13 protein-coding genes are annotated in these 12,952 nt (G+C 72.0%); 9 read left to right on the top strand and 4 right to left on the bottom strand.

Annotated elements, in window-relative coordinates; translation table 11 throughout:
• The first annotated feature begins 4 nt into the window (after positions 1–4).
• Complete coding sequence (locus ACWCP0_RS23520; protein ID WP_451080777.1) at positions 5–1,705, top strand: proline--tRNA ligase; 1,701 nt, start codon at positions 5–7, stop codon at positions 1,703–1,705.
• Positions 1,706–2,052: 347 nt separating this feature from the next.
• On the opposite strand, the gene ACWCP0_RS23515 is transcribed toward ACWCP0_RS23520, so the two are convergent.
• The 4 genes from ACWCP0_RS23515 to ACWCP0_RS23500 all read right to left on the bottom strand — a co-directional run bounded on the left by ACWCP0_RS23515 (position 2,053) and on the right by ACWCP0_RS23500 (position 4,215).
• Entirely contained in the window at positions 2,053–2,235 is a 183-nt protein-coding gene (locus tag ACWCP0_RS23515) for a hypothetical protein (protein WP_451080776.1), read from the bottom strand.
• A 92-nt stretch (positions 2,236–2,327) separates the two neighbouring features.
• Complete coding sequence (locus tag ACWCP0_RS23510; protein WP_451080775.1) at positions 2,328–3,209, bottom strand: aminoglycoside phosphotransferase family protein; 882 nt, start codon at positions 3,207–3,209, stop codon at positions 2,328–2,330.
• Positions 3,210–3,226: 17 nt separating this feature from the next.
• The gene (locus tag ACWCP0_RS23505; protein ID WP_451080774.1) at positions 3,227–3,652 is read right to left on the bottom strand and encodes a DUF4439 domain-containing protein; all 426 of its coding nucleotides are present in this window, start codon (positions 3,650–3,652) and stop codon (positions 3,227–3,229) included.
• A complete protein-coding gene (locus ACWCP0_RS23500) occupies positions 3,649–4,215 on the bottom strand; it encodes a hypothetical protein (protein WP_451080773.1) in 567 nt (188 codons plus the stop codon). The genes ACWCP0_RS23505 and ACWCP0_RS23500 overlap by 4 nt, the downstream gene beginning before the upstream one ends.
• 164 nt (positions 4,216–4,379) lie before the next feature.
• On the opposite strand from ACWCP0_RS23500, the gene rimP reads away from it, so the two are divergent.
• From rimP to ACWCP0_RS23460, 8 genes are all read left to right on the top strand, one after another.
• A complete protein-coding gene (gene rimP / locus ACWCP0_RS23495) occupies positions 4,380–4,892 on the top strand; it encodes a ribosome maturation factor RimP (RefSeq protein WP_451080772.1) in 513 nt (170 codons plus the stop codon).
• Between the two features lie 2 nt (positions 4,893–4,894).
• On the top strand, positions 4,895–5,902 hold the full coding sequence (gene nusA, locus ACWCP0_RS23490) for a transcription termination factor NusA (protein WP_351223647.1): 1,008 nt from the start codon (positions 4,895–4,897) through the stop codon (positions 5,900–5,902).
• Between the two features lie 225 nt (positions 5,903–6,127).
• Complete coding sequence (locus ACWCP0_RS23485) at positions 6,128–6,406, top strand: YlxR family protein (protein ID WP_451080854.1); 279 nt, start codon at positions 6,128–6,130, stop codon at positions 6,404–6,406.
• Between the two features lie 149 nt (positions 6,407–6,555).
• Entirely contained in the window at positions 6,556–9,633 is a 3,078-nt protein-coding gene (gene infB, locus ACWCP0_RS23480) for a translation initiation factor IF-2 (RefSeq protein WP_451080771.1), read from the top strand.
• A gap of 139 nt (positions 9,634–9,772) precedes the next feature.
• Entirely contained in the window at positions 9,773–10,066 is a 294-nt protein-coding gene (locus tag ACWCP0_RS23475) for a DUF503 domain-containing protein (RefSeq protein ID WP_351223651.1), read from the top strand.
• A gap of 65 nt (positions 10,067–10,131) precedes the next feature.
• Positions 10,132–10,584 carry a 30S ribosome-binding factor RbfA gene (gene rbfA, locus ACWCP0_RS23470; RefSeq protein WP_451080770.1) on the top strand — a complete coding sequence of 151 codons (453 nt, stop codon included), beginning with the start codon at positions 10,132–10,134 and terminating at the stop codon, positions 10,582–10,584.
• A complete protein-coding gene (gene truB / locus ACWCP0_RS23465) occupies positions 10,581–11,483 on the top strand; it encodes a tRNA pseudouridine(55) synthase TruB (protein WP_451080769.1) in 903 nt (300 codons plus the stop codon). Before rbfA ends, truB begins: the two co-directional genes overlap by 4 nt.
• 376 nt (positions 11,484–11,859) lie before the next feature.
• Entirely contained in the window at positions 11,860–12,810 is a 951-nt protein-coding gene (locus tag ACWCP0_RS23460; protein ID WP_451080768.1) for a bifunctional riboflavin kinase/FAD synthetase, read from the top strand.
• The last annotated feature ends 142 nt before the right edge of the window (positions 12,811–12,952 follow it).

Raw genomic sequence — 12,952 nt, 5'->3', positions numbered from 1 at the left:
ACCCATGGCAGCCCAGGTCCAGCGCATGTCCCGTCTGATGGTCAAGACATTGCGCGACGACCCGGCGGATGCGGAGACGCTCAGCCACAAGCTCCTGGTCCGCGCCGGCTACGTGCGCCGCAACGCCGCCGGGATCTGGAGCTGGCTGCCGCTGGGCATGCGGGTCCTGGAGAACGTCGCCCGCGTCGTGCGCGAGGAGATGGACGCCATCGGCGCCCAGGAAGTGCTGCTTCCGGCCCTCCTGCCCAAGGAGCCGTACGAGGCGACCGGGCGCTGGAACGAGTACGGCGCCGAGCTCTTCCGCCTCCAGGACCGCAAGGGCGCGGACTACCTGCTGGGCCCCACCCACGAGGAGATCTTCACCCAGCTCGTCAAGGACCAGTGCACGTCCTACAAGGACTTGCCGGTGATCCTCTACCAGATCCAGACGAAGTACCGCGACGAGGCGCGTCCGCGCTCGGGCATCCTGCGCGGCCGTGAGTTCCAGATGAAGGACTCGTACTCCTTCGACACGACGGACGAGGGCCTGGCCGAGTCGTACCGGCTGCACCGCGAGGCGTACATCAAGATCTTCCAGCGTCTGGGCCTGGAGCACCGCATCGTCTCCGCCGTCTCCGGCGCGATGGGCGGCTCGGCGTCGGAGGAGTTCCTCGCGCCGGCCCCCGCGGGCGAGGACACCTTCGTGTACTGCCCGGCCTGCGACTACGCCGCGAACACCGAGGCCGTGACCTTCAAGGCCGCGTCGCCCGCCGACGCCTCTGCGCACGGCCCGGTCGAGGAGCTCGACACCCCCGACACCCCGACCATCGAGACGCTCGCCGAGCACCTCGGCGTCCCGGCCTCCGCGACGCTGAAGAACCTCCTGGTGAAGGTCGACGGCGAGATCGTCGCGGTCGGCGTCCCCGGGGACCGCGAGGTCGATCTCGGCAAGCTCACCGACCACCTCGCGCCCGCCGTGGTCGAGCTGGTCACCGCGGAGGACTTCGAGGGCCGCCCGGACCTGGTCCGTGGCTACGTCGGCCCGCAGGGCCTGGAGAAGGTCCGCTACATCGCCGACCCGCGCATCGCGCCGGGCACGGCGTGGATCACCGGTGCGAACAAGCCGGACACGCACGCGAAGAACGTCGTCTGCGGCCGTGACTTCGAGGTCGACGACCACCTCGACGTCGTCGTGGTCGAGGACGGCGACCCGTGCCCGTCCTGCGGCACCGGGCTGAAGCTGGACCGCGCGATCGAGATCGGTCACATCTTCCAGCTCGGCCGCAAGTACGCGGACGCCTTCCAGCTCGACGTGCTCGGCCAGAACGGCAAGCCCGTCCGGGTGACCATGGGCTCGTACGGCATCGGCGTCTCGCGCGCGGTCGCGGCCCTGGCCGAGCAGCACGCGGACGAGCAGGGCCTGTGCTGGCCGCGCGAGATCGCCCCGGCGGACGTGCACGTCGTCGCCGCGGGCAAGGCGCTCCAGACCGAGCTGGCGCTCGACGTCGCCGAGCAGCTGGGCGCGGCGGGTGTGCGCGTCCTGGTGGACGACCGGGCGGGCGTCTCCCCGGGCGTCAGGTTCACCGACGCGGAACTCATCGGTGTCCCGCAGATCCTGGTCGCCGGCCGCCGGTCGGCCGAGGGCGTCGTCGAACTCAAGGACCGCCGCACGGGCGACCGCGAGGAGCTCCCGGTCGCGGAGGCGATCGCCCGCCTCCTGGGCTGACGGGGCGCTGGTCCCGGAGGGGCGTCCCCCTCCGGGCTCGCGGCCTCCGAGCCGGCGGGGGCGGTTTTTGCCGTCCCGGCCCGATGGGTGGTTCGTGCCCATCCGTCCCGCTCCGCGGGACGGGTGGGCAAAAGACCTTGGGGCAGTACGACCGCCCGCTGACCATGGGACGGCCGCCCACCGGGCTCAGCCCTCGAGGGCCGGCCCCCGAGGGAGGGACGCGTTGGGGTCGTGTTCTGGACGTGAAGGCGCCCGCAGCTCGCGCGGAGCGCGGTGAGGGCCGACAGTCCGGGACACGAGCCCCGGAGCGGACCCCGACGGCAACCGACCCGACACCGGGCAACCCCTCACACCCAGCCCGTCCGGCGCTGGAGGACGGACACACCGGACGCCGTCACGGCACCGCCCATCCCGCCGGAGGCACCCCGCATCCGCAGTACCGGAACGCGCACCCCGCCGTGCCGGGCCGCCCCGTCCGGGGGCTTCTGCGGGGGCTCGGGGGCGGCAGCCCACCAGCTCAGAGCCCGCACCCCGCACCCGCACCACGGGAACCCGCGCCCTGCGGCACCGGGCCGCCCCGTCCGGGGGCTTCTGCGGGGGCTCGGGGCGGCAGCCCACCAGCTCAGAGCCAGGCCGCGAACTCCAGCGTCAGCTCCGCCTCCTGGACGCGGCCCGAGGCCATCGCCCGCGCCGCCGACTCCACCGCGCGGAAGAGCGTCCAGCCCCGCAGCCGCTCGGGGTCCACGTCCAGCGACTCCGCGAGGCGGTTCACGCGGCGACGGGCCGCCGAGGGGCCCGAGGTCGTCGCGACGAGGTCCTCGACGCGGTCGCGGACCAGCCGGGCCAGGTCGTACGCGCGTTCGCCGACGACCGGCTCCGGCCCGACCGCCAGCCACGGCGCACGGTCACCTCCGAGAACCTTGCTCTGGCGGAAGTTGCCGTGGAGCAGGAGGTCTTCCGTGGCTTCGGGGGACGTGGCGACCAGCTCCTCCCGCGCCGACATCGCGGCTGCCACCAGCGCCGCAGGCACCCCCTCCGCGGGCGCCGACATCGCGGCGGCCTGCCGGCCCGTACGCGCGGCCACCGACTCGAAGGCGTGGCCCGCAGGCGGGGCGACCCACAGCCGCCGCACCGTCCCCGCCGCCTCCAGCAGCGCCTTGGACTCCGGCAACGACCGCACCGACACCTCCGGATGCAACCGCTCCAGCACCAGCGCCCCCTCGGACGCGTCCACCACCCGCACCGCACCGAAGCCGTTCCAGTGCGCCAGCGCGGCAGGCTCCGCCTCGGCCGCGGCCGACGGCGGGACGAGCTTCAGCGCCGCCGGGGAACCGTCCTGGCGCCGTACGAGGACGACCAGGCTGCTCCGCCCGCCGGGGACCGCCACCCGTTCGACGTCCAGTCCGTGCCGGGCGACCGCGTCCTCCAGGAGCTTGGGCAGCTGTCCGAGCCAGTCACTGTCGCCGAGCGCCCGCACCAGACGCCGGGGCGGTTCGAAACCCATACGTGCGTTGTTCCCCTTCACAGCCTTGTCGCCCGCTCGGCGAGCCCCGGAAAGGCTACGCCGCCGCCGCGCCACCGCGCGGCCCGTACCGCCGCCTCGCGCAGCGCCCCCGCGGCCTCCCGCCGCAGCGGGCCCTCGGCGGCGCGTACGAGATCGGAGTAGACGCCCGCGATCCGGTCCTCGAGCACCGCGGCGAGCCGCACCGCCGCGGCCGCGTCCGGCACCGCGAACGGCAGCGCGTACGCGGCGACCGCCACCACGGGCACCCCGCCCAGGTCGCGCACCGTCCGCTCCAGCGCGTCACGCCGGGCCCGGTGAGCCGCGTACGCCTCCGCCGCCTCGGTCCGACGGGCCTGGCCGGACCGGCCGCCGACGACCCCGTACCCGTACACGGCGGCATGCTCCGCGGCGAGTGCGGCCTGTGCCGCGGCCAGCGTGCTCACGACGGGGCCCCTTTCGTCAGCAGGTAGGTGTGTACGGCACCGGCCGCGGCGACGGACGCCAGCAGCCGGGCGTACTCGGGCGGCGCGTGGACGAGGGCGACGGTGTGCTTGTCGGCGGTGCCGCGTTCGGCCGCGACGAGCTCCCGTACGGCCTTGTCGGCATCGGCCGGTACCGGCTGCGCCGCGGTGGACGCGGAGGCGGACGCGGAGGCGGAAGGGCTCGGGGTGGTGCTCGCCGCGGCCGGTGCCCCTGTCTCCGGCTCCGTCGGCGCCAGCGCCTCCACATGGCGCGCCACCTCGTCCCGCAGCGGCGTCAAGCGCGCCGCCAGACCAGGATGGGCGAGCAGAACCGCGTCGTACCGCGTGAGCAGCGCACGGCTGGCCGCCGTGCTGCGGCGCCGCAGCATCGTCTCCGCCGAGACGGGTCCCGGCGCCGTGCCGCGCCGCTCGGCGGGGGCCTCCGACGAGCAGCCGGCCAGCGTGGCGGAGGCCGCCATCGCGCTCGCCGCCACCACCCCCGTCGCCATGAGCGCCCGTCTGCGCGTCGTCCCGGTGCGCTCCACGCGTCTCTCCTCGGGCCCGGTACCTGTCTTCGGTGTGATCACCGCAGGCGAGCGTACCTGCGGGTCAGCCCTGCGTGGACGGCAACACCCTCCGCGACCGGATACCCTTTGTGCTGACACACGACGAAACCCACAACAGCACACGCGGCCGAGGAGTCACCCGGATGAGCACCACCCAGAGCGAGAGGCTGCGCGGACTGCTCGAACCGCTCGTCAGCGCCGTGGATCTGGATCTGGAAGAGATCGAGCTGTCCCGGGCCGGCCGCCGCCGCGTGCTGAGAGTCGTCGTGGATTCCGAAGAGGGCGTCGATCTCGACGCGTGCGCCGAGCTGAGCCGTGTCATCTCCGACAAGCTCGACGAGACCGACGCCATGGGCGAGGGCGAGTACCAGCTCGAAGTGACCTCGCCGGGGGCCGAGCGCCCGCTCAAGGAGCACCGCCACTACGTACGCGCCAAGGGCCGGCTCGCCAGGTTCCAGCTGACCACCCCGGAGGGGGAGCCGGCCGGCGAGCTGGTCGCGCGGATCCTCGACGTGGACGACGACGGCCTCGGCCTGGAGGTGCCGGGCGTGAAGGGCCGTAAGCCCACCGTCCGGCGGATCGCCTTCGGCGAGATCGCCAAGGCGCGCGTGGAGATCGAGTTCAGCCGTAAGGACAAGAAGGAAGAGGAGGCGTAGCCGTGGACATCGACGTGAAGCTCCTGAGGGGCCTGGCGCAGGAGAAGGAGATTGCCTTCGACCTGCTGGTCGACGCGATCGAGTCGGCCCTCCTCATCGCGTACCACCGCACCCCGGACAGCCGCCGTCACGCACGGGTCGAGCTCAACCGTCAGACCGGGCATGTGACCGTGTGGGCGAAGGAGGACCCGTCCGAGCTCGAGGAGGGCCAGGAGCCCCGCGAGTTCGACGACACCCCGCACGACTTCGGCCGCATCGCCGCCTCCACGGCCCGCCAGGTCATCCAGCAGCGGCTGCGGGACGCCGAGAACGACGTGACCTTCGGCGAGTACGCCCGCCGCGAGGGCGATGTCGTCGCCGGTCAGGTCCAGCAGGGCAAGGACCCCAAGAACGTCCTGGTCCGTCTGGACGACAAGCTGGAGGCCATCCTGCCGGTGCAGGAGCAGGTTCCCGGTGAGGACTACACGCACGGCCTGCGCCTGCGGACGTACGTCGTCCGGGTGGCCAAGGGCGTGCGCGGTCCGTCCGTCACCCTGTCGAGGACCCACCCCAATCTGGTGAAGAAGCTCTTCGCCCTGGAGGTCCCCGAGATCGCCGACGGCTCGGTCGAGATCGCGGCGATCGCCCGTGAGGCCGGCCACCGCACCAAGATCGCCGTGCGGTCGACGCGCAGCGGGCTCAACGCCAAGGGCGCCTGCATCGGTCCGATGGGCGGACGTGTGCGCAATGTCATGGCCGAGCTGCTGGGCGAGAAGATCGACATCGTCGACTGGTCGGACGACCCGGCCGAGATGGTCGCCAACGCACTCTCCCCGGCCCGGGTCTCGAAGGTCGAGATCGTCGACCTCGGCGCCCGCTCCGCCCGGGTGACGGTGCCCGACTACCAGCTGTCGCTGGCGATCGGCAAGGAAGGGCAGAACGCCCGTCTGGCCGCCCGGCTCACCGGTTGGCGTATCGACATCCGTCCGGACACGGAGCAGGCGCCGGAGCCGGGCCCCGAGCAGGACTGACACTCTTCCGTCGGCATCCCGCCGACGGGCAGTGCCCGGGGGGACGACCCCCCGGGCGCCGGGCTGTGCTCGTACGGGGGACGTCCCTCGGACCCCCGGATCCCAGGGAATAGGCCACGGCGGGTACCCGTTCGGACACGGGGAGATCGCCACGGGTTTTGAGCCATCAACTGTTCGATTTTTGCCCCAAAGGGGTGAGGTCGGTGCGGGGAGGTAGACTTGAGCGTGTCTGGCCGGACGCACGTCCGCGCATGCCCTGAGCGAACCTGCGTGGGATGCCGGGAGCGAGCGGCCAAGAGCGATCTGCTGCGCATCGTGGCGGTCGAGGGCGCATGCGTCCCCGACCAGCGCGGTACGCTGCCCGGCCGGGGTGCGTATGTGCACCCCGCCTCGGTCTGTCTCGACCTGGCGGTCCGCCGCCGGGCGTTCCCGAGGGCCTTCAAGGTCCAGGGACCGCTCGATGTCGCGGATGTTCGCCGGTATGTCGAGCAGGCAGCACCGTAAGAAGAAGTACGGCACGGAACCGCCGTGCGGTCAGGTACCTCGCGAGTTGGAAGTAGGTCGAGATTGCGATGAGCACTCGATGAGTACGCGATGAGTACGCCCATGAAGTAGCGACGGTCCGGCGGTAACCCGGACCTAAAAGGAGCGAAGTGGCTAAGGTCCGGGTATACGAACTCGCCAAGGAGTTCGGTGTGGAGAGCAAGGTCGTCATGGCCAAGCTCCAAGAACTCGGTGAATTCGTCCGTTCGGCGTCCTCGACGATCGAGGCGCCGGTTGTACGCAAATTGACTGATGCTTTCCAGCAGGGCAGCGGCTCCGGCCGTGCTGCAGGAAAGCCCGCGGCGCCGCGCAAGACGGCGCCCGCGAAGCCCGCCGCGCCCTCCCCGGCGCAGGCGGCGCGTCCCGCTACCCCCAAGCCCGGTGCCCCGGCCCCCAAGCCGGCGGCCGCCGAGGCTTCCAAGACTGTTCCCGCGGCCTCGGCCTCGGCCCCGGCCCCCGGCCCGCGGCCGACCCCGGGTCCCAAGCCCGCGGCCGCCCCGAAGCCGGCCCCGGCCGCTCCGGCCGCGCCCGAGTTCACCGCGCCCCCGTCGGCTCCGGCCGCCGGTCCCCGGCCCGGTGCCACTCCCGGCCCGCGTCCTGCTGCCCGTCCGGGCCAGGGCGAGCGTGGCGGTGCCCGCCCGGGTGCCCCGCGCCCCGGTGGCGAGCGTCAGGCCCCGCGTTCGGGCGGTGCCCGTCCCGCGGGTCCGCGTCCGGGCAACAACCCGTTCACCTCTGGTGGCTCCAGCGGCATGGCGCGCCCGCAGGCGCCCCGTCCGGGCGGTGCCCCGCGTCCCGGTGGCCCCGGTGCCCCGGGTGGTCCGCGTCCGCAGGGCGCCGGTCAGGGCGGTTCCCGTCCGCAGGCCGGTCCCGGCGGGTCCCGTCCGACTCCGGGCGGCATGCCGCGTCCGCAGGCGCCCCGCTCCGCCGGTGGCCCCGCGGGTCCCGGTGGTAACCGTCCGAACCCGGGCATGATGCCGCAGCGTCCCGCTGCGGGCCCGCGTCCCGGCGGCGGCCCCGGTGGCGGCGGCCGCGGTCCCGGTGGTGCCGGTCGTCCCGGCGGTGCCGGTCGTCCCGGCGGTGGCTTCGCGGGTCGTCCCGCGGGTCCCGGCGGTGGCGGTCGTCCCGGTGGTGGTGGCGGCGGCTTCGCCGGTCGTCCCGGTGGCGGTGGCCCCGGCGGCGGCGGTGGCGGTGGCGGCTTCGGTGGCGGCGGTGGCCGTCCCGGCTTCGGCGGACGTCCGGGTGGTCCCGGCGGCCGTGGTGGCACGCAGGGCGCCTTCGGCCGTCCCGGCGGTCCGGCCCGTCGTGGCCGCAAGTCGAAGCGGCAGAGGCGCCAGGAGTACGAGGCCATGCAGGCCCCGTCGGTCGGCGGCGTGATGCTGCCTCGCGGCAACGGCGAGACCGTTCGCCTGTCGCGCGGTGCGTCCCTCACCGACTTCGCGGAGAAGATCAACGCCAACCCGGCGTCGCTCGTCGCCGTGATGATGAACCTCGGCGAGATGGTCACGGCCACGCAGTCCGTGTCCGACGCGACGCTGCAGCTCCTCGCCGACGAGATGAACTACACCGTTCAGGTCGTCAGCCCCGAGGAGGAGGACCGCGAGCTGCTCGAGTCCTTCGACATCGAGTTCGGTGAGGACGAGGGCGGCGAGGAACTCCTGGTCGCGCGTCCGCCGGTGGTGACCGTCATGGGTCACGTCGACCACGGTAAGACCCGACTGCTGGACGCGATCCGCAAGACGAACGTCGTCGCGGGCGAGGCCGGCGGCATCACGCAGCACATCGGTGCGTACCAGGTCTCCACCGACGTCAACGACGAAGAGCGTCGCATCACCTTCATCGACACCCCGGGTCACGAGGCGTTCACCGCCATGCGTGCCCGTGGTGCCAAGTCGACCGACATCGCGATCCTCGTGGTGGCGGCCAACGACGGTGTGATGCCCCAGACGATCGAGGCGCTGAACCACGCCAAGGCGGCCGACGTGCCGATCGTGGTCGCGGTCAACAAGATCGACGTCGAGGGTGCGGACCCGACGAAGGTGCGCGGTCAGCTGACCGAGTTCGGCCTGGTGGCCGAGGAGTACGGCGGCGACACCATGTTCGTCGACATCTCCGCCAAGCAGGGTCTGAACATCGACAAGCTGCTGGAGGCCGTGGTCCTGACGGCGGACGCCGCCCTGGACCTCCGTGCCAACCCGGAGCAGGACGCACAGGGCATCGCGATCGAGTCCCACCTCGACCGCGGCCGCGGTGCCGTCTCGACCGTCCTGGTCCAGCGAGGCACCCTCCGCATCGGTGACACGATGGTCGTCGGCGACGCGTACGGCCGAGTCCGCGCGATGCTCGACGACAAGGGCAACAACGTCGAGGAGGCGACTCCGTCGACTCCCGTCCTGGTCCTGGGTCTCACCAACGTCCCGGGCGCCGGCGACAACTTCCTGGTTGTCGACGAGGACCGTACGGCCCGCCAGATCGCCGAGAAGCGTGCCGCCCGTGAGCGCAACGCCGCGTTCGCCAAGCGCACCCGCCGGGTGTCCCTCGAGGACCTCGACAAGGTGCTCAAGGCCGGCGAGATCCAGCAGCTCAACCTCATCATCAAGGGCGACGCGTCCGGTTCGGTGGAGGCTCTCGAGTCCTCGCTGCTCCAGCTCGACGTCGGCGAAGAGGTCGACATCCGGGTGCTGCACCGCGGTGTCGGTGCGGTCACCGAGTCGGACATCGACCTGGCGACCGGCTCCGACGCCATCGTGATCGGCTTCAACGTGCGCGCCGCAGGGCGTGCCACGCAGATGGCCGAGCGCGAGGGTGTGGACGTCCGCTACTACTCGGTCATCTACCAGGCGATCGAGGAGATCGAGGCGGCCCTCAAGGGCATGCTCAAGCCGGAGTACGAAGAGGTCGAGCTCGGTACGGCGGAGATCCGCGAGGTCTTCCGCTCGTCCAAGCTGGGCAACATCGCGGGTGTCCTCATCCGCTCCGGCGAGGTCAAGCGGAACACCAAGGCCCGCCTCATCCGCGACGGCAAGGTCATCGCGGAGAACCTCAACATCGAGGGTCTGCGTCGCTTCAAGGACGACGTCACCGAGATCCGCGAAGGCTTCGAGGGTGGTATCAACCTCGGAAACTTCAACGACATCAAGGTCGACGACGTCATCGCGACGTACGAGATGCGCGAGAAGCCGCGCGGCTGACGCACGCGGTGTTCGGGGCCGGTCGACGGGACGTAATCCCGTCGATCGGCCCCGGCCGTTGCGTGTACGGTTCTTGATGTCCCTGCCAAGAGCGGGCAGGACATACCCAAACCCGTACCGGCGGGACATCCGGACATACATGTTTGTGGGGACGCTGTCCTTCGATCTGCTCCTCGGCGACGTCCACTCGCTGAAGGAGAAACGCTCCGTAGTCCGCCCGATCGTGGCCGAGCTCCAGCGCAAATACGCGGTGGCGGTGGCCGAGGTGGGCGGGCAGAACCTTCACCGCAGGGTCGAGATCGGCCTCGCGGCGGTGTCCGGGGATCCGGGACACCTCACAGACGTGCTGGACCGGTGCGAGCGCCTTGTCGCCGGCCGGCCCGAAGTGGAGCTGCTGTCGGTTCGACGGCGGCTGCACAGCGACGACGACTAGCAGACAGCAGACTGCATTTCCCGGGGGCCAACCCCGGACCCCGGCAAGAAAGAGGAGAAGGACCGGTGGCCGACAACGCGCGGGCCCGCAAGCTGGCCGATCGCATCCAGGTCGTGGTCGCGGAGACCCTGGACCGGCGAATCAAGGATCCGCGGCTGGGCTTCGTCACGATCACGGACGCCCGTGTCACCGGCGACCTGCGGGAGGCCACGGTCTTCTACACGGTCTACGGGGACGACGAGGAGCGTGCCGCGTCCGCCGCGGCGCTGGAGTCCGCCAAGGGCGTCCTCCGCTCCGAGGTCGGCCGGCAGACCGGGGTCCGCTTCACGCCGACCCTCAGCTTCGTCCCGGACGCCCTCCCCGACAACGCGCGCACGATCGACGATCTGCTCGACAAGGCGCGCGCCAAGGACGCAGAGGTCCGTGAGGCCTCCACGGGCAAGACGTACGCCGGCGACGCCGATCCGTACCGCAAGCCGGAGGACGAGGACGAGGACGGGGACGCAGCCTCCGAATGACACAGCACAACAGGACGCCGGACGGACTTGTCATCGTCGACAAGCCGTCCGGCTTCACTTCGCACGACGTCGTCGCCAAGATGCGCGGCATCGCCAGGACGCGCCGCGTCGGTCACGCCGGCACGCTCGACCCGATGGCCACGGGTGTCCTGGTCCTCGGTGTCGAGAAGGCCACCAAGCTCCTCGGCCATCTCGCACTGACCGAGAAGGAGTACCTCGGCACGATCCGGCTCGGCCAGAACACGGTCACGGACGACGCCGAGGGCGAGATCACCTCGTCCACCGACGCGTCGGGGGTCGGGCGCGACGCCGTCTACGCGGGCGTCGCCGAGCTGACCGGCGACATCATGCAGGTCCCGTCCAAGGTCAGCGCCATCAAGATCGACGGCAAGCGGTCGTACGCGCGCGTGCGCGGCGGCGAGGACTTCGAGATCCCCGCCCGGCCGGTGACCGTCTCGTCCTTCCAGGTGTACGACATCCGCGAGGCCGTGGCGGACGACGGCACCCCCGTCGTCGACCTCGTCGTCTCGGTCGTCTGCTCCTCGGGTACGTACATCCGTGCCCTCGCCCGTGACCTGGGTGCCGGGCTCGGCGTCGGCGGTCATCTGACCGCGCTGCGCCGCACTCGTGTGGGCCCGTACAAGCTCGATGTGGCGAAGACGCTGGACCAGCTCCAGGAGGAGCTGACGGTCATGCCGATCGGCGAGGCCGCCGCGGCGGCGTTCCCGCGCTGGAACGTCGACGAGAAGCAGGCCCGGCTGCTGGTCAACGGCGTACGGCTGGACATGCCGGCATACGGGGCAGAGGGGCCTGTGGCGGTCTTCGGGCCGGAGGACCGGCTCCTGGCCCTCGTGGAACAGCACAAGGGCAAGGCGAAGAGCCTCGCGATCTTCGCCTGAGCTGCGCCTGACGGCTTCGCCCGACGCGCGTGACGGGCCCGCTCTCTCCGGGGACTCCCGGGCCTCCAGTGCCTCCACCGTGGAGCGGGCACGGCCGCTGCCCGCTCCACGATCCCCCTCGGAAGGGGTCTGTCCACGGCGCCGCACCGATTCACCCCGGAGGGCGGGCGCTCGGAGTGAACCGGGGAGCACCGGGGGGCGCGTTCGCTGCGCACGACCGTCGGCGCGGGCGCGCGGCGGGGGCCGAGGACCGGACAGCAAGGTGCCGATTCCAACCGACGGCGGCGGGCATGGCAGTCTTAGACCTGCGTAATCGGTAATCACGTACACAGGTTCGGTTCGGGTTCGGACCGGCTTCGGGCGAGGAGCGGTCACAGTGCAACGCTGGCGTGGCTTGGAGGACATTCCCCAGGACTGGGGGCGCAGCGTCGTCACCATCGGTTCCTACGACGGTGTGCACCGGGGCCACCAGTTGATCATCGGGCGGGCCGTGGAGCGTGCACGTGAGTTCGGCGTGCCGTCGGTCGTCGTCACCTTCGACCCGCACCCGAGCGAGGTCGTGCGCCCCGGCAGCCATCCGCCGCTGCTCGCCCCGCACCACCGGCGCGCCGAGCTGATGGCGGAGCTCGGCGTGGACGCCGTGCTGATCCTCCCCTTCACCTCGGAGTTCTCCAAGCTCTCGCCCGCGGACTTCATCGTGAAGGTCCTCGTCGACAAGCTCCATGCCCGCGCCGTGATCGAGGGCCCGAACTTCCGCTTCGGCCACAAGGCGGCGGGGAACGTCGACTTCCTGACCGAGCTGGGACGTACGTACGACTACGAGGTCGAGGTCGTCGACCTGTACGTGCGCGGCGAAGCGGGCGGCGGCGAGCCCTTTTCGTCGACGCTGACCCGCCGACTCGTCGCCGAGGGCGACGTCGAAGGCGCCGCCGAGATCCTCGGCCGCCCCCACCGCGTCGAGGGCGTCGTCGTCCGCGGCGCCCAGCGCGGCCGCGAGCTGGGCTACCCGACGGCGAACGTCGAGACGCTCCCGCACACCGCGATCCCCGCGGACGGTGTGTACGCCGGCTGGCTCACGGCCGATGGCGAGCGCATGCCCGCGGCCGTCTCCGTCGGCACGAACCCGCAGTTCGACGGCACGGAGCGCACGGTCGAGGCGTACGCGATCGACCGCGTCGGCCTCGACCTGTACGGGCTCCACGTGGCCGTGGACTTCCTCGCCTACGTCCGCGGCATGGAGAAGTTCGCGTCCATCGAGGCGCTGCTGGACGCGATTGCGGCGGATGTGAAGCGGGCGCGCGAACTCACGGCGGCGTACGACGCGTAGCGCCCTCCGGACCTCCGCGGCTGCCCGCGCCCGCGGCTGGGCCGTGCGGGGTGCGGGGTGACCCGGTGCCGGGTCGGCGTCCGGGGTGTCCGTCCACAAGCTCCCCCAACGCCCTGCGGCGTGGGGGGACCCCGGGCGGGCT

The sequence above is a fragment of the Streptomyces sp. NPDC001970 genome, from assembly GCF_053594115.1.
This window is presented reverse-complemented; position numbering and strand designations above follow the sequence as displayed.